Source organism: Allobosea sp. Leaf344 (assembly GCF_001426225.1).
In the GTDB taxonomy this organism is placed as follows: domain Bacteria; phylum Pseudomonadota; class Alphaproteobacteria; order Rhizobiales; family Beijerinckiaceae; genus Allobosea.
The window spans coordinates 527438-543902 of sequence record NZ_LMRT01000014.1 but is presented as its reverse complement, the minus strand read 5'-3'; the positions used below and the strand labels follow the sequence as shown (position 1 = coordinate 543902).

At 69.4% G+C, this 16465-nt stretch carries 11 protein-coding genes and 2 pseudogenes; 6 read left to right on the top strand and 7 right to left on the bottom strand.

The window, feature by feature from the left end; genetic code table 11:
• The 6 genes and pseudogenes from ASG72_RS14470 to ASG72_RS14450 form a co-directional block, all read left to right on the top strand.
• A pseudogene (locus tag ASG72_RS14470) lies at window positions 1-208 on the top strand (NAD(P)/FAD-dependent oxidoreductase); the annotation flags it as partial.
• Entirely contained in the window at window positions 208-522 is a 315-nt protein-coding gene (locus ASG72_RS14465; protein WP_056713379.1) for a 2Fe-2S iron-sulfur cluster-binding protein, read from the top strand. The pseudogene ASG72_RS14470 and the gene ASG72_RS14465, both read left to right, overlap by 1 nt.
• Before the next feature lie 30 nt (window positions 523-552).
• On the top strand, window positions 553-1434 hold the full coding sequence (locus ASG72_RS14460; protein WP_056713377.1) for a xanthine dehydrogenase family protein subunit M: 882 nt from the start codon (window positions 553-555) through the stop codon (window positions 1432-1434).
• Window positions 1431-4004 (top strand): annotated as a pseudogene (locus ASG72_RS14455) (molybdopterin cofactor-binding domain-containing protein); the annotation flags it as partial. The gene ASG72_RS14460 and the pseudogene ASG72_RS14455, both read left to right, overlap by 4 nt.
• A 378-nt stretch (window positions 4005-4382) precedes the next feature.
• Complete coding sequence (locus ASG72_RS20380; protein WP_200939960.1) at window positions 4383-5828, top strand: 6-hydroxynicotinate reductase; 1446 nt, start codon at window positions 4383-4385, stop codon at window positions 5826-5828.
• 37 nt (window positions 5829-5865) lie between these two features.
• On the top strand, window positions 5866-6738 hold the full coding sequence (locus tag ASG72_RS14450; protein WP_056713375.1) for a UPF0280 family protein: 873 nt from the start codon (window positions 5866-5868) through the stop codon (window positions 6736-6738).
• Window positions 6739-6782: 44 nt separating this feature from the next.
• On the opposite strand, the gene ASG72_RS14445 is transcribed toward ASG72_RS14450, so the two are convergent.
• The 7 genes from ASG72_RS14445 to ASG72_RS14415 form a co-directional block, all read right to left on the bottom strand.
• Window positions 6783-7493, bottom strand: coding sequence for an ABC transporter ATP-binding protein (locus ASG72_RS14445; protein ID WP_056713374.1), 711 nt, complete (start codon window positions 7491-7493; stop codon window positions 6783-6785).
• Window position 7494: 1 nt separating this feature from the next.
• Window positions 7495-8280, bottom strand: coding sequence for an ABC transporter ATP-binding protein (locus tag ASG72_RS14440; RefSeq protein ID WP_056713372.1), 786 nt, complete (start codon window positions 8278-8280; stop codon window positions 7495-7497).
• Window positions 8277-10166 carry an ABC transporter permease gene (locus ASG72_RS14435; protein ID WP_056713370.1) on the bottom strand — a complete coding sequence of 630 codons (1890 nt, stop codon included), beginning with the start codon at window positions 10164-10166 and terminating at the stop codon, window positions 8277-8279. The genes ASG72_RS14440 and ASG72_RS14435 overlap by 4 nt, the downstream gene beginning before the upstream one ends.
• Before the next feature lie 133 nt (window positions 10167-10299).
• Window positions 10300-11517 (bottom strand): ABC transporter substrate-binding protein, encoded by a 1218-nt coding sequence (locus tag ASG72_RS14430; protein ID WP_056713368.1) that lies wholly within the window; start codon window positions 11515-11517, stop codon window positions 10300-10302.
• Between the two features lie 357 nt (window positions 11518-11874).
• Window positions 11875-13617, bottom strand: coding sequence for an ABC transporter ATP-binding protein (locus tag ASG72_RS14425; protein ID WP_056714733.1), 1743 nt, complete (start codon window positions 13615-13617; stop codon window positions 11875-11877).
• 338 nt (window positions 13618-13955) lie between these two features.
• Window positions 13956-15563 (bottom strand): ABC transporter ATP-binding protein, encoded by a 1608-nt coding sequence (locus tag ASG72_RS14420; RefSeq protein WP_056713366.1) that lies wholly within the window; start codon window positions 15561-15563, stop codon window positions 13956-13958.
• Window positions 15560-16420 (bottom strand): ABC transporter permease, encoded by an 861-nt coding sequence (locus ASG72_RS14415; protein ID WP_056714730.1) that lies wholly within the window; start codon window positions 16418-16420, stop codon window positions 15560-15562. The genes ASG72_RS14420 and ASG72_RS14415 overlap by 4 nt, the downstream gene beginning before the upstream one ends.
• Window positions 16421-16465: the final 45 nt, after the last annotated feature.

The window sequence follows — 16465 nt, the reverse complement described above, 5'->3', positions numbered from 1 at the left end:
CGAGAAATTCGAGACCTCGACCCCAGGCATCTTCGCCATCGGCGACATCAACACCTATCCCGGCAAGCTCAAGCTGATCCTCTCCGGCTTCCACGAGGCCGCCCTCGCCGCCCAGAAGATCCACCGCTACGTCTATCCCGAGAAGCGCCTCACCTTCCAGTACACGACCTCCTCCTCGTCGCTGCAGAAGAAGCTCGGCGTCGCGTGATGATGGTCCGGGTGACCGATCGCGACGGGCAGGAGCGCGAGCTGGAGGCACTGGAAGGCTGGCGCCTGATGGAGGTGATCCGCGACTGGGGCCTGCCGATCAAGGCCGAATGCGGCGGTGCCTGCTCCTGCGCGACCTGTCATGTCTATGTCGATCCGGACTGGCTCGGAAAGCTGCATCCGCCGCTGGCGGAGGAGATCGAGCGGCTGGACGACGCCTTCGACGTCCGGCCGAATTCGCGGCTGTCCTGCCAGATCCTGATGTCGGAGGCGCTGGACGGGCTGAAGGTGACATTGGCGCCGGAGCTGGCCTGACATCGCTTCATCGGAGGGGACGCGCGAACCATGCCGCATTATCACCGCCCGCAGACCCTGACCGAGGCGCTGGCGCTTCGTGCCGCGCAACCCGGCCCCGGCCTGGCGATCATGGCCGGCGGCACCGATGTCTATCCCGTCCGGACGCATCGCGCCGTCTGGTTCGAGACGCAGCCACAGGATGTGCTGGATCTCACCGCCCTGCCCGCGCTCGGCGGCATCGACCGGAGCGATGACGGCTTTCGCATCGGTGCGCTGACGCGCTGGAGCGACATTGCCGGCGCCGATCTGCCGCCCGCCTTCGCGGCGCTGCAGCAGGCCTGCCGGCAGGTCGGCGGGGTGCAGATCCAGAACCGGGCGACGATCGGCGGCAATCTCTGCAACGCCTCGCCGGCCGCCGACGGCGTGCCGCCGCTGCTGGCGCTCGATGCGGAGGTCGAGCTCGCCAGCAGCTCCGGATCGCGCCGCCTGCCCCTGTCGCAATTCATCCTCGGCAACCGCCGCACGGCGCTCGCCCCCGACGAGATCCTGCTGGCGATCCACGTCCCGGCGCAGCCGGAGGCGATGCGCTCATGCTTCCTGAAGCTCGGCGCGCGCGCCTATCTCGTGATCTCGATCGTCTCGGTCGCGGCCAATCTGGCGCTCGACGCGGAGGGGCGGATCGCCGCGCTGCGGATAGCGGTCGGCGCCTGCTCGAGCGTGCCGCTGCGCCTGCGCGCGCTGGAGGACAGGCTCCTCGGCAGCAAGGCCGATCCGGCGCTGGTCCAGGCGATCGTGCCCGATGATCTGGCGGGGCTCGCCCCCATCGCCGATGTCAGGGCCAGTGCCGCCTATCGCTCGGATGCCGCGCTGACGCTGGTGCGCCGCGCCGTGACGCAGCTCATGCCCTCGCCCGTGGAGATCGCCGCGTGAACCTGCATGACCGCTCCCTGGACCCCGCCGCGGCCGCCGGCGACGAGATCGCCTTCGCTTTGAACGGCCGGCGCGTCACCGTCCCGGACGCAGCCGACACCAGGCTGAGCGACGTGCTCCGCTTCAGCCTGGGGGCGACGGGAACGAAGAGCGGCTGCGACGCCGGCGATTGCGGCGCCTGCACGGTGCTGGTCGATGGCGACCAGGCCTGCGCCTGCCTGATCCCGATCGGACAGGTGGCCGGACGCGGCGTCATCACCGTCGAGGGCCTGGCCGCGGACCGGCTGGGAGCGGCGATGCAGCGGGCCTTCCACGCCCATGGCGCGGCCCAATGCGGGATCTGCACGCCCGGCATGCTGATGGCCGGCTATGACCTGCTCAGCCGCCGGCCGATGCCGGACGAGGCGGAAACGCTCTATGCGCTGGGCGGCGTGCTCTGCCGCTGCACCGGCTATCTCAAGATCGTCGAGGCGATCCGCGGGACGCATCGCTTCCTCGAGGCGGAGCCGGCCGCGCCGGCCGTCGCCGCCCCTGCCATCGGCAGCAGGCTGTCGCGGCTCGACGGGCTGCCGAAGCTCTCCGGCAGCGACCTCTACGGCGCCGACCGCGCGCCCGAGGATGCGCTCTGGCTGCGGGCGCTGCGCTGCCCGCATCCGCGCGCCCGCTTCACCCTCGGCGATGTCGACGGCTTCGTCGCCGCCCGTCCGGGGCTGGTGCGTGTCTTTACGGCGGCGGACGTGCCTGGGGAAAACTCCTTCGGCATCTACCCCCATCTCAAGGACCAGCCGGTCTTCTCCGTCGGGGAAACCCGCTATCGCGGCGAATGCGTGCTGGCCATCGTCGGCGAGCGCGAGGCGGTCGAGGCGGTGAGGATCGAGGAGTTCCCGATCTCCTGGGAGCCGCTGCCGGCGCTCACCGGGGTCGAGGCCGCCCTGGCCGAGGGCGCCTATGCGCTGCATGATTTCGCCGCCGACAATGTGCTGACGCGCGGGCGCGTCGAGCGCGGCGATGTCGAGGCCGGTTTCGCGGAAGCGGCTCATATCGCCTCCGGCGCCTTCCGCACCGGCTTCGTCGAACACGCCTATATCGAGCCCGAGGCCGGCTATGCCAGGCGCGAGGGCGAGGGCATCGAGATCTTCGCCTGTACCCAGGCGCCCTATATGGACCGCGACGAGGTGGCCCGCGTGCTCGGCCTCCCCGTCGAGCGCGTCCGCATCCTGCCCTCGGCCTGCGGCGGCGGCTTCGGCGGCAAGCTCGACGTGTCGCTCCAGCCGATGCTGGCGGTCGCTTCCTGGGTGCTGGACCGGCCGGTGCGCTGCATCTTCAGCCGGCCGGAATCGATGATGTCCTCGACCAAGCGCCACCCTTCCGCCATCACCGCCAAGGCGGGTTGCGATGCGCAGGGCCGGCTCCTCGCCTATGCGATGGAGGGCGATTTCGACACCGGCGCCTACGCCTCCTGGGGGCCGACGGTGGCGGGCCGCGTCCCGGTCCACGCCACGGGGCCTTACAAGGTGCCCCATGTCCGCAACCTGTCGCGGGCGATCTACACCAACGGCCCGCCATCCGGCGCCTTTCGCGGCTTCGGCGTGCCGCAGGCCGCCATCGCGCAGGAGACCCTGTTCGACGATCTGGCGGAGGCGGCCGGCATCGACCGGCTGGAGTTCCGGCTGATCAACGCGATCCGCGCCGGCGACGTCACGCCGAGCGGCCAGCGTCTGGAAGCCAGCGCCGGGCTGGCGGAATGCCTGGAGACGCTGCGCCCGCATTGGCAGGCGCTGCTGGCGGAGGCCGCTTCGTTCAATGCGCGCGAAACCCGGCAGCGGCGCGGAATCGGCATCGGCTGCATGTGGTACGGCATCGGCAATACCGGCATGTCCAACCCCTCGACGATGCGGGTGACGCTGTCGCAGGACGGTCGCCTCACCTTCTGGAACGGCGCGGTCGATATCGGCCAGGGCTCGACGACGGTGCTGACGCAGATCCTGGCTGATGCGCTCGGCCTGCCGGTGCAGCAGTTCAGCCTGGTGCTGGGGGACACCGACAAGACCTTCGACGCCGGAAAGACCTCGGCCTCCCGCCAGACCTTCGTCTCGGGCCGCGCGGCCGAGGCGGCGGGCCAGGCGCTGCGGGCCGAGATCCTGCGGCTGACCAATGCCGGCCCGGAGGCGCACCTGGCCCTGGCTGGAACGCGGCTCACCGTCACCGACAGGGGCGTCGCCACGCAGATCGACCTCGCCGCGCTGCCGGTCCAGGAGGACGGCGTCGTGCTCGAGGGGATCGGCAGTTTCGATCCGCCGACCGTGCCGCTCGATGCGATGGGCCAGGGCGTGCCCTATGCGACCTATGGTTTCGCCGCACAGATCGCCTCGCTCGACGTCGATCTCGACCTCGGCACGATCAGGCTCAACCGCATCGTCGCCGCCCATGATGTCGGGCGGGCGATCAATCCGATGCTGCTCGAAGGCCAGATCCATGGCGGCATCGCCCAGGGCATCGGGCTGGCGCTGATGGAGGAATATCTCCCCGGCCGCACCGAGAACCTGCATGACTACCTGATCCCGACCGCCGGCGACGTGCCGCCGATCGAGATCATCCTGGTCGAGGATCCGGAGCCGCTGGGCCCCTCCGGCGCGAAGGGCATCGGCGAGCCGGCGCTGGTGCCGACGGCGCCGGCGATCCTCGGCGCCATCCGCCACGCCACCGGCGTCGTCCCGCGCCAGGTGCCGGTGCTGCCGCACCGGCTCTGGGAATTGATGCGCGAGCGCGAGGCCAGGCCCGCGCCGGGCCCTGGCCGCGATGCACCCGGCTCGACTGAAGTTTCGCTGCGCGAAGACGCCCCCGGCAACACCCCGGCCGTGCAGGCCGAAGCGCTGGCGGAGCCGGCCGGCTCGGCGGCGCTCGCCGAGCGCTCCCGCAAATTCGGCGCCGCCGAGGGCGAGGACGGCATCATCCGCTGCGATGCCTGCCCGGTGCTGTGCCGCATCAGGCCCGGCCGCGCAGGCGCCTGCTCGCGCTATGCGAACGAGAACGGCCTGCTGGTCCGCACCGACCCCGTCGTCCTGCTCGCCCAGGCGGTGGAGGATGGGCAGCATGTCGTGCCCTTCGGCGATCCGGCGCAGGATTGGGACGGCTCGCTGATCTCGGCCGAGCGCAGCTTCGTGACCGGCATCGGCTCCGGAACCACCTATCCCGACTACAAGCCGGCGCCCTTCATCGTCTCCTCCACCCATGAGGGTGTCGATACCGTGACCGTGGTGACGGAGGGCATCTTCTCCTATTGCGGCGTCAAGGTGAAGATCGACACCGACCGCCATCTCGGCCCCGAGACCGCTGCGGTCCGCGCCAATGGCGAGCAGATCGGCCATGTCACCACCGCCGAATACGGTTCGCAGATGCTCTCCATCGGCGGCGTCCGCCATCTCACCGGCGGCTCGAAGAAGGAAGGCAACGCCACCTGCGAGGCGATGATGAAGCTCGCCAATGGCGAGGCCGTCGCGCTGACCATCGATGGCGGCCATGGCGTGATCGTCCAGGCCGGACAGGCGCCGATCGTCGACGGCAAGCCGGAGACGCGGATGCGCGTCGGCTGCGGCTCGGCGACCATCGGCATATTCGCGCAGCAATGGCAGGGGCATGTCGACGAGGTGATCGTCGTCGACGACCACATCACCGGCGTGCTGACGGAGCACCAGGCCGGCCGCGTGCTCGGCATGCGGCCCGCCGGGATCCGCGTGCGCGGCCGCAAATCGACGCCCGGCCGCTATTTCCAGGTCGCCGAACCCGGCCTGGGCTGGGGCGGCACCGACATCACCGAGCCGCTCTCGATCATCCAGAAGATCGACCCGGCCCTGGCCTGGCCGGGGCTGCGCCTGCTGATGACCTCGACCACCGGCGAGGATTCGCTCTATTGCGTGCTGGACGAGGCGCTGCGCCCGGTGGAGGCGCCGATGCCCGGCCCGGTACGGCAGGTGGTCGAGCGGATCGGCGAGAATTGCGAGCCGTCGCTCTGTACCGTCACCTTCATGGCGGGGGCCGGCGGCAGCCTGCGCGCGGGGGTAACGGAAAACCCGGTGCTGCTGACGCGCTCGGTGCAATCGGGCCAGACGCGGGTCACCATGGGCGGCGCGCCGGTCTATGTCTGGCCGGGCGGCGGCATCACGGTGATGGTCGACGTGTTGCGCATGCCGAAGAACGCCTTCGGCTATGTGCCGACCCCGGCCATCGTCGCGCCGATCGAGTTCATCCTGCCGCGCGAGCTCTATCTCGCGGCGGGCGGCCATGCCGGGGAGATCGTGCCGATCGAGCAAGTGCTGCGCGACCATGCCGGGCAGGCGCGGATCGAGCCCGGCGCGCCGGAGAACCCATGGCCGCTGCGGCGGCAGGCCGGGTGAGATTGCGTTTCCCCGGCCAGGGCTGCATCACCCCGGCATGACGACCCATCGCCGCGCGCTGCTGAGGGATGGCCGCCTGCATCTGCAGGAGGGGCCGAGCGATCTCGTCATCGCCGCCTTCGGCAGCCAGGCGGAGCTGCGCCAGGCCTATGAGGCCGCGGAAGCGCGGTTCGACGGGCTGCTCGCCGGGCTGGTCGGCGAGCTGCGCCTGCTGCGCCAGCCGCTGGCTCATCAGCCTCCGTCCCTGCGCGGCGATACGGCCCGGCGGATGGCGCGCGCCTGCTGGCCGTTCCGCAGCCAGTACATCACGCCCATGGCGGCGGTGGCCGGAGCGGTGGCGGATACGGTGCTGGCGGCGATGGTCGCGGCCGTGCCGGGTCTCGGCCGTGCCTATGTCAATAACGGCGGCGATATCGCGTTGCATCTCGCCCGCGGCGAAAGCCTCGATATCGGCATCGTGCCGTCGCTGCAGCGGGCGCGGCCGGAGGGTTTCATCCGGATCGCCGGGGCGGGAGTCGTCCGCGGCGTCGCGACAAGCGGCTGGCAGGGCCGGTCCTTTTCGCGCGGCATCGCCGATGCGGTGACGGTGCTGGCGCGCAGCGCCGCCGAGGCGGATGCGGCCGCGAGCATCATCGCCAACGCCGTCACGGCCGAGGATCCCGCGATCGCGCAGCGCCCGGCCCGCTCGCTCGACCCGGACAGCGATCTCGGCGATCTCCCGGTCACCGTCTCCGTCGGCCCGCTGCCGCCGGAGACGGTGGCGCTGGCGCTGGAGCGCGGCGCGCTGATGGCGCAGCGCCTGCGGCAGGACGGGCTGATCGAGGCGGCGCTGCTGGCGCTGGCCGGCGAATGGCGCGCCGTGGATGGCGGCGGCGGAGCGCTTTCGGACCTCGCCCGGCCGGTCGGGTGAGAGGCCCTATTCCGTCGGGGCCGGGAGCGCTCGCCCCCCTGCCCTCAGACCGACAGATATTGCGAGCGCACCGCCTCATCGGCCTTGAGCTCGTCCATCGTTCCGGTGAAGCGGATCATGCCCTTTTCGATGATCGCGGCGCGGTCGGCGACATTGCCGGCGAAGTGCAGGTTCTGCTCCGAGATCAGCACGGTCAGACCCTCGGCCTTCAGCGCCAGAATGGTCTTTGCCATCTCCTCGACGATGACCGGGGCCAGCCCCTCCGAGGGCTCGTCGAGAAGCACCAGCTTGGGGTTGCCCATCAGCGTGCGGGCGATGGTCAGCATCTGCTGCTCGCCGCCCGACATCGCGCCGCCCGGCCGGTCGCGCATGCGGCCGAGATTGGGAAAGAGGGCGAACAGCCGCTCCGGCGTCCAATGCGGGGCATCGGGGCGGGCCGGGCGCTGGGCGACGGACAGGTTCTCCATGACGCTGAGCTCGGAGAAGACGCGGCGGTCCTCCGGCACATATCCGATGCCGAGCCGGGCGATCTCGAAGGGCTCGCGCCCCTGCACCGCCTGCCCCTCGAAGCTGACGCTGCCGCCCGCCGGCGGAACGAGGCCCATGATCGCCTTCATCGTCGTCGATTTGCCGGCGCCGTTGCGGCCCATCAGCGCCAGCACCTGCCCGCGCTCCATCGCGAAGCTGACGCCCTGCAGGATATGGGCGCGGCCGTAATAGGCGTCCAGCGCCGCGATCTCCAGCATCGCCGCCATCTCAATGCCCTCCCGACGTGGCACCGGAGCCGAGATAGACCGCCCGGACATTGGGATCGCGGCGCACCTCCTCGGCGGTGCCATGCGCGATCAGGCGCCCGCGATCGAGCACGATGACGCTGTCGGAATGGGTGAAGACGACATCCATGTCATGTTCGGTGAAGAGCACGGCGATGCCGGTGGCCGCGGCGATCTCCGCCGTCAGCGCCATCAGCGCGATGCGCTCGCGCGGGGCCATGCCGGCCGTCGGCTCGTCCATCAGAAGCAGCTTCGGCCGGTTGGCGAGGGCGATCGCCAGCTCGACACGCTTGAGATCGCCATAGGCGAGCACGCCGCAGGCGCGATCGGCCTGCTCCGCCATCCCGACCCGGGCGAGAAGCCGGTCGGCTTCCTCGCGATGGCGGTCGCGCGCCCGGCCGAAGGGGCTGAAACTGACGCCGGCGTGGGAGATCAGCGCCATCTGGACGTTTTCGCGCACGGTCATCGAGGTGAAGGTCGCGGTGATCTGGAAGGTGCGCCCCACCCCCTTGCGCCAGACATGGCGCGGCCTGAGGCCGGTGATCGGCTCTCCGGCGAGGCGGACCTCGCCCTTGTCGGGGCGGAGCTGGCCGTTCAGCATGTTGAAACAGGTGGTCTTGCCGGCGCCATTGGGGCCGATCAGCGCCAGCATCGTGCCGGCCTGCACCGCGAAGGAGACGCCGTCGACGGCCTTCACCCCGCCGAAGGATTTGGCGATGCCCTCGACCACGAGGACCGGCTGGGCCTGGGGAGCCGCGGCAGCGCTCATCGGGCCGCCTCCACCGCCAGGCCGGGCGCGGGCCGGCGCCGGCGACGCCAGCGCTCGAGCCCCATCAGCGAGGCGCCGACCAGGCCGCGCGGGAACAGGATGACCAGCAGCACGATCGACAGGCCGAGCCCGAAGCGCCAGTACATCGTCGCCTTCATCAGCTGCTCGTGCAGCCCGGCGAAGGCGAAGGCGCCGACGATCGGCCCCGACACGGTCTGCACCCCGCCGAGCAGGACCATCAGCAGCGCGTCGACCGAGCGCGGGATCGCCATATAGGTCGGGAAGACCGAGCCCTTGAAGAAGGCGAAGAGCGCGCCGGCGATGCCGGCCGCGAAGGCCGCGACGATGAAGGCGATCCACTGCACCCGCATCACGTCGATGCCGATCGCCTCGGCGCGCAGCGGGTTGTCGCGCGCGGCCCGCAGGGCATAGCCGAGCGGCGAGAAGATGCTGTAGCGCAACGCCAGCACCGACAGGGTGCAGATCATCAGGGTGAGGTAGTAATAGCTGGTCTTCGGCACCGCCCAGGCCGAGGGCCAGACTCCGAGAATGCCATTGTCGCCGCCGGTGAGCTCCACCCATTGGAAGGCGGTCGCCCAGGCGATCTGGGCGAAGGCGAGCGTCAGCATGGCGAGATAGACGCCGGAGAGCCGCACGCAGAACCAGCCGAAGACCACTCCCGCCAGCCCGGCCAGGAAGGGCGCGAACAGCAGCGCCGGCTCCATCGGCGCGCCCAGCCATCTCACGGCGAGCGCCGCGCCATAGGCCCCCAGGCCGAAATAGGCGGCGTGGCCGAAGGAGGCCATGCCGCCCGGGCCCATCATGAAATGCAGCGAGGCCGCGAAGAGGGCGAAGATCACGAGCTCGGTCAGGGTCAGCAGAATGTGGTCCGGCGCCACGAGCGGCGCCAGCGCCAGCAGGACGAGCCCGATCGCGCCGGCGAGCCTGGTCAGCCCATCGGCCGGGAGCAGCAGCGGCTCGGCCGGACCATGGCCGCGGGCCTGGCCGACGGGCGCCCGGCCCATCAGCCCATAGGGCTTCACCACCAGCACCACCGCCATCACCAGGAAGACCAGCACCAGCGTGATCTTGGGGAAGATCAGGATGCCGAAGGCGTGCAGGATGCCGATCAGCACCGCGGCGAGATACGCGCCGGTGACCGAGCCCAGCCCGCCGACCACGACGACGACGAAGGCCTCCGAAATCATCGACAGGTCCATATGCAGGTTCACCGCCTCGCGCGGCAGCTGCAGCGCGCCGCCGAGCCCGGCCAGCACGGAGCCGAAGGCGAAGACCGAGGTGAAGAGCAGGCGCTGGTTGACGCCGAGCGCCCCGACCATCTCGCGATCCTGCGTCGCCGCCCGAACCAATGTGCCCCATCGCGTCTTCTGGAACAGGAACCAGAGCAGCAGCAGCACGATGGGCCCGACGGCGATCAGGAACAGCTCATAGGTCGGAAACCGGTTGCCGGCGATGATCAGGAAGCTCTTGAAGCCCGGCGCGCGCGGGCCGAGCTTGTCCTCCGCCCCCCAACTCGCCAGCGTCAGGTCCTGCAGCATCAGCACCACGCCGAAGGTGGCCAGCAGCTGGAACAGCTCCGGGGCCTGGTAGATCCGGCGCAGGATCAGCAATTCGATGGCGACGCCGATCAGCCCGACCAGCAGCGCCGCCAGCACCACCCCGCCCCAGAAGCCAAGCGCATCGGCCGGGCCGAACCGGCCGACCAGCGTCCAGGCGATATAGGCGCCGAGCATGTAGAGCGAGCCATGCGCGAAATTCACGATGCGGGTGACCCCGAAGATGATCGACAGGCCGGACGCCACCAGAAAGAGCGAGGAGGCGGAGGCCAGCCCGTTCAGCGTCTGGGTGAGGATGAGGTCGAACATGAAGCGGCGCACACCTTGCTGGCGTCGCGCCCGGGGCGGCGCGACGTGAACCCCTCCCCGATGGGGAGAGGCAGGAGTGGGAAGACCGGCCGGCCGTAGCGCCGCGTGTCGTCGCGGCGCGGCCGTCGCGGGATCAGCCTGCGGGGCGAAGGGTCTTCACGACCTCGTCCGAGGGCAGGTATTTCGCGCCGTCGCGATAGCTCCAATCGACCATCACGCCCTTGCCGTCCTTGACCGCGGTCTTGCCGACATAGGCGCCGAGCGTCGACTGGTGATCGACCGCGCGATATTCGGCCGTGCCGAAGGCGGAGGGGAATTTCAGCCCCTTCATCGCATCGACCAGCTTCTCATTGTCGGTGGTGCCGGCCTTGGCCAGCGCCGCCGCGATCGAGTTCATGGTATCGAAGCCAACCACGGAGCCGAGGCGCGGATAATCGTTGAATTTCTTGACATAGGCGTCGCGGAACTTGGTGTGTTCCGGCGTCTTGATGTCGGCATGGGGATAGCCGGTGACGATCCAGCCCACCGGGGTCTCCGCCCCGAGCGGATCCATGTATTCCGGCTCGCCCGTCAGCATCGAGGCGACGGCGCGGCCTTCGAACAGGCCGCGCGTATTGCCCTGGCGGACGAAATTCGAGAGGTCGGCGCCGAAGGTGACGTTGAAGATCGCGTCGGGCTTCGAGGCCTCGATCGCCTGCACGGTGGCGCCGGCATCGATGCGGCCCAGCGCCGGGAACTGCTCTGCCACGAATTCGACGTCGGGCTTGGCTTTCTTCAGCAGTTCCTTGAACCAGCGCACGGCGGATTGCCCGTATTCATAGTTCGGCGCCACGGTCGCCCATTTCTTCGCGGGCAGCTTGGCGGCCTCTTCCACCAGCATCGCCGCTTGCATGTAGGTGGAGGGGCGCAGGCGGAAGGTGTAGCGATTGCCCTTGGCCCAGACGAGCGCGTCCGACAACGGCTCGGAGGCGACGTAGAGCCGCTTGTTCTGCGCCGCGAAATCGGCGATCGCCAACCCGACATTGGAGAGGAAGCCGCCGGAGAGCAGATCGACCTTCTCGGCATTGATCAGGTCGCCGGCATGGCGCACCGCATCCTCGGGCTTGCCGCCATCGTCACGGAACAGGGTCTCGATCTTGCGGCCGAGCGCCCCGCCCGCGGCATTGACCTGCTCCAGCGCCAATTCCCAGCCCTGGCGGTAGGGCTTCAGAAAGGCGGGCTGCGCGGTATAGCTGTTGATCTCGCCGATCTTGATGGCGCCGGCGCCCTGGGCGCGGAGCAGCGAAGGCGCGGCGATTGCGGTGGCGCTCGCGGCGGCACCGGCTAGAAGACTCCGACGGTCGATCGTCATCGCAATTCCCCGATTGTGACCGGTGGCCTGCGGCCCCGGCCTTGTTGACACAGCCTGCTCGCCACCGGCCCTGCCGGTCGGCAAATTCGTTTGTGTACCTACGAATTTGAAGACGCCCAAAACGGAAGTCAACGCCTAAAAAACGTCACGCCCCGCCGGTTCGCGACCGGTTCGGCGGGCCTTGCCGGACCCCTCCCGAACCGCGCCCCGCGACCCTGCCGCGGCGGGCCCGCAGCCGCCGCGCGAGCGCCTGCTCGCTTTCGCCGCCGCACGCCCTTCTCGCTCATCCGTCTCCGGCCATCGATCCCGTCTCCAGCCTCAAGCCGGAGCGCAGGCGCAGCCGGCCTGCGCGCCCGCTCATTCCGCTGCCCCCTGAAACCGCTCGATCGGCGCCATCTGCGCCTCGTGCAGGGCCTGATAGGCGCCGCCGGCCGACACCAGCTCGTCATGCCGGCCCTGCTCGGCGATGCCCTGTTCGGTGACGACCACGATGCGGTCGGCATGGCGGATGGTGGCGAGGCGATGGGCGATGACCAGCGTGGTGCGCCCCACCGAAAGCTCGGCCAGCGACGCCTGGATCGCCGCCTCGGTCTCGGTATCCAGCGCCGAAGTGGCCTCGTCGAGGATCAGGATCGGCGGGTTCTTCAGGAAGATCCGCGCGATCGCCAGCCGCTGCTTCTGCCCGCCCGAGAGCTTGACGCCGCGCTCGCCGACGATGGTGTCGAGCCCCGCCGGCAGATCGGCGATCATCGTGTCGAGCCTGGCGCGGCGGGCCGCCGCGACGATCTCGGCCTCGCTGGCGTCGAGCCGGCCATAGGCGATGTTTTCGCGGATGGTCCCGGCAAAGAGGAAGACATCCTGCTGCACGATGCCGATCTGCCGGCGCAGCCCCGCCAGCGTCATGTCGCGGATGTCGATCCCGTCGATGGTGATGCGCCCGGCATCGACCTCGTAGAAGCGCGGCAGCAGCGAGAGCAGCGTCGTCTTGCCGGCGCCCGAGGGGCCGACGAAGGCGATCGTCTCCCCGGCGGCGATGGCGAGGTCGACGTCGCGCAGCACGAGACGGTCCGTCGCATAGCCGAAGCTCACCGCCTCCAGCGCGATGTCGCCGCGCAGCGCGCGCGGCGTCACGGCGCCTGGCCGATCGACGATGTCGGGCTCCGTCGCCAGCAGCTCCTGATAACGGCGGAAACCCGCGATGCCCTTGGGATAGGTCTCAATCACGCTCGCGATCTTGTCGAGCGGCCGATAGAACACGCCGACGAGCAGCAGGAACCCGATGAAGCCGCCGATGCTGAGGCTGCCGGTGACGACGAACCAGGTGCCGGCCAGCATCACCAGCAGCTGGACGAGCCGCATGCCGAGGTAGTTCAGCGCCTGGCTCGCCGCCATGATGCGGTAGCCGGCGAGCTTGGTGTCGCGGTAGCGGGCATTGTCGCCGGCGAAGAGCCGCTGCTCATGCGCCTCGTTGCCGAAGGCCTGGACCACCCGGATCCCGCCGATATTCTCCTCGAGCCTGGCGTTGAAGGCGCCGACGCGGCCGAATTGCAGCTGCCAGTTGCGCGTCATCCGCGCCCCGTAGCGGGCGACGACGAAGCCGGCCAGCGGCACCACCACGGCGGTCAGCAGAGCGAGCTCGACATGTACCATCAGCATCAGCGCGAAAGCGCCGAGGAAGGTCATGATCGCGATGAACAGATCCTCCGGCCCGTGATGGGCGACCTCGCCGATCTCCTCCAGATCCTTGGTGACGCGGGCGACGAGGTGCCCGGTCTTCTGCTCGTCATAGAAGCGGAAGGAGAGTTTTTGCAGATGCTCGAAAGCGCGCCGGCGCATCTCGGTCTCGATATTGATGCCCAGCACATGGCCCCAATAGGTGACGATCGCCATCAGCCCGGAATTGACGGCGTAGACCACGAGCAGCCCGAAGCCGGCCAGCAGGATCAGCGGCAGATCGCCCTGCGGCAGCAGCACGTCGACGAAGGCCTTGACGGCCAGCGGGAAGCACAGCTCCAGCAGGCCGGACAGGACGGCGCAGCCGAAATCGAGCAGGAACAGCGCCCGATGCGGACGGTAATAGGAGAAAAAGTCACGTAGCATGGCGCCTTGATAGCAGGTCGAGGACCGCTTGTATCCGTGCACAACCCGTCAGTTCCGGCCCGATCGCGCAGCGAAATCACGGGCTGAGGGGGCTTGAGCCGCATGTTTGGGCAGCAAGCCAAAAAAAAGGACAGCCATGCTTCCCTTTCGATCTTGTCGAATGCGCCGGGGAGGCCTATCTCCTTGTGCAGCGCAGCAGAGATGCTGAGCCGCCCTCCTTGGGCGTTTCCTCCCTAGACTTCGGGCCACGTTTCGACGTGGCCCTTTTTCTTGGGCCGGGGGCTGTCGATCTGGAGTGGCGAGGCCGTGACGGCTTCTACTAAGAGCTTCGGCCCGCCTCAAAGCCCGAAGCTCTTGCCCGGTGCGGCCTCGATCAAAGCCTTGGTATAGGCGTGCGCGGGCGCGGAAAACACCGCGCCGGTCGGACCCTGCTCGACGATGACGCCCTTCTCCATCACCACGATGCGGTCGCAGATCTGCGCCGCGACGCGCAGATCATGGGTGATGAACAGGATGGCGAGGTTGAACTTCTCCTGCACATCCGCGAGCAGGTTCAGCACCTGGCGCTGCACCGACACGTCGAGCGCCGAGACCGCCTCGTCCGCGATCAGGATTTCCGGCTCCATGGCCAGCGCCCTGGCGATGGCGATGCGCTGGCGCTGCCCGCCCGAGAACTGGTGGGGGTAGCGGTCGAGCGCCTGCGGCTGCAGGCCGACCAGGCTCATCAGCCCGCGCGCCCGCTCCAGCGCCTGCGCCGGGGCCAGCCCGAAATTCACCGGCCCCTCGATGATCGAATCGCCGACGGTGCGGCGCGGATTGAGCGAGCGGAACGGATCCTGGAAGACCACCTGGATCTTGCGCCGATAGGGCCGCAGCCGCCGCTCCGGCAGCATGGCGATGTCGATGTCCGGCACCAAGATGGCGCCTTCCGAGGGCGGCATCAGCCTGGCGACGCAGCGCGCGACGGTGGTCTTGCCGGAGCCGGATTCGCCGACGATGCCGACGGTCTCGCCCCGGCGCAGCTTGATGTCGACCTGGCTCGCCGCGACGACGCTGCGCTGCTTCTGGAACAGGCCGCCCGAGCGGTAGGTCTTGCCGAGCCCGATCGTCTCCAGCGCCATCGGCCCGGTCATGGGCTGGCGCAGGGCCGGCTTCAGGCTGGGCACCGCGGCGATCAGCATCCGGGTATAGGGGTGCTGCGGCGCCTTCAGCACCTGCTCGGCCGGCCCTTGCTCGACCACCCGCCCCTGCTCCATCACCACCACGCGGTCGGCGATCTCGGCGACGACGCCGAAATCATGGGTTATGAACAGCACGCCGGTGCCGCGCCGCCCCTGCAATTCCTTGATCAGCTTGAGGATCTGCGCCTGGGTGGTGACGTCGAGCGCCGTCGTCGGCTCGTCGGCGATCAGCAGAGCGGGATCGAGCACGAGCGCCGCCGCGATCATCACGCGCTGGCGCTGCCCGCCGGAGATCTGATGAGGATAGGAGGCGTGGATGCGCTCGGGATCGGGCAGGCGCATCGATGCCATCATGTCGATGACCCGGGCGCGCCGTTCCTCCGGCCCGAGCTCGGTGTGGATGCGCAGCACCTCCTCGATCTGGTCGCCGATGGTCAGCACCGGGTTCAGCGCCGTCATCGGTTCCTGGAAGATCATCGCCATGCGGTCGCCGCGCAGCGCGCGCAGGCGCTGCGGGGTGGCGCTCAGCAGATCCTCGCCCTCGAGCCTGATCGAGCCGGCGACGGGCTTCAGCACCTTGGCGAGCAGGCCCATCACCGAAAAGGCGGTGACCGATTTTCCCGAGCCGGATTCGCCGACGACGCAGACGATCTCGCCCGGCGCGACGCTGAAGGACACGTCCTCCACCGCGTGTTTGCGGTCGCCGCCGCCCGGCAGGCTGATGCTGAGGCCGGTGATCTCGAGGACGGGCTGTTCAGCGTTCATCGGCCGGCCATCTTGGGATCGAGCGTGTCGCGCAGCCCGTCGCCCAGCATGTTCACCGCCAGCACGGTGAGGCCGAGGAAGATGCCGGGATACAGGATGTTGTGCGGGAAGATGCGGAACAGGCTGCGCCCTTCGGCCATGATGTTGCCCCAGGTCGGCGTCTCCGGCGGAATGCCGATGCCGAGGAAGGACAGGATCGCCTCGACCAGAATGGCGGAGGCGGCGATGAAGGTGCCCTGGACGATCAGCGGCGCGATGGTGTTGGGCAGGATGTGGCGGACCAGCAGCAGCGGAACCCGGGTGCCCTGCATGATCGCGGCCTCGACATAGGGTTCTTCGCGCACCGAGAGAACGATCGAGCGGACCAGCCTGACGACGCGGGGGATTTCGGGCACGATGATCGCCACGATCACCGCCGCCAGCCCCGCCCGGAACAGCGACACGACGGCGATGGCGAGCAGGATCGCCGGGATCGCCATCAGCCCGTCCATGACGCGCATGATCACCCCGTCCAGCGCCCGGATATAGCCGGCGAGCAGCCCGATGATCAGGCCCAGGAAGACGCTGCAGGCCGCCACCGAGACGGCGATGATCAGCGAGACGCGCGCCCCGTAGACGACCCGGCTATAGACGTCGCGCCCCAGCGAATCCGTGCCCATCTTGTGCACGAACACTTTCGAGCTGCCGTCATCGGCGCGGATCGTCCGCTCGAAGCCCGGCTTCTTGTTGCGGGTCGCGGGGTTGATCGCGCCCGGATCCATGGTGCCGAGGAAGGGCGCGAGCAGCCCGATCAGCGCCATGATCAGCAGCACCGTGCCGCCGATCAGCACGGCGGGGTTGCGCAGCAGGCGGCGCATGGCGTTGGCGCCCGGCCGCGCCAGTTCGGGCGCGGGCGCGGCGAT

What these genes read in the sequence shown, in the direction of transcription:
- ASG72_RS14465 (WP_056713379.1), top strand. Translation starts at nt 208, where the DNA reads ATGATGGTCCGGGTGACCGATCGCGACGGGCAGGAGCGCGAGCTGGAG.
- ASG72_RS14460 (WP_056713377.1), top strand. Translation starts at nt 553, where the DNA reads ATGCCGCATTATCACCGCCCGCAGACCCTGACCGAGGCGCTGGCGCTT.
- ASG72_RS14450 (WP_056713375.1), top strand. Translation starts at nt 5,866, where the DNA reads ATGACGACCCATCGCCGCGCGCTGCTGAGGGATGGCCGCCTGCATCTG.
- ASG72_RS14445 (WP_056713374.1), bottom strand. Translation starts at nt 7,493, where the DNA reads ATGGCGGCGATGCTGGAGATCGCGGCGCTGGACGCCTATTACGGCCGC.
- ASG72_RS14440 (WP_056713372.1), bottom strand. Translation starts at nt 8,280, where the DNA reads ATGAGCGCTGCCGCGGCTCCCCAGGCCCAGCCGGTCCTCGTGGTCGAG.
- ASG72_RS14435 (WP_056713370.1), bottom strand. Translation starts at nt 10,166, where the DNA reads ATGTTCGACCTCATCCTCACCCAGACGCTGAACGGGCTGGCCTCCGCC.
- ASG72_RS14430 (WP_056713368.1), bottom strand. Translation starts at nt 11,517, where the DNA reads ATGACGATCGACCGTCGGAGTCTTCTAGCCGGTGCCGCCGCGAGCGCC.
- ASG72_RS14425 (WP_056714733.1), bottom strand. Translation starts at nt 13,617, where the DNA reads ATGCTACGTGACTTTTTCTCCTATTACCGTCCGCATCGGGCGCTGTTC.
- ASG72_RS14420 (WP_056713366.1), bottom strand. Translation starts at nt 15,563, where the DNA reads ATGAACGCTGAACAGCCCGTCCTCGAGATCACCGGCCTCAGCATCAGC.
- ASG72_RS14415 (WP_056714730.1), bottom strand. Translation starts at nt 16,420, where the DNA reads ATGCGCCGCCTGCTGCGCAACCCCGCCGTGCTGATCGGCGGCACGGTG.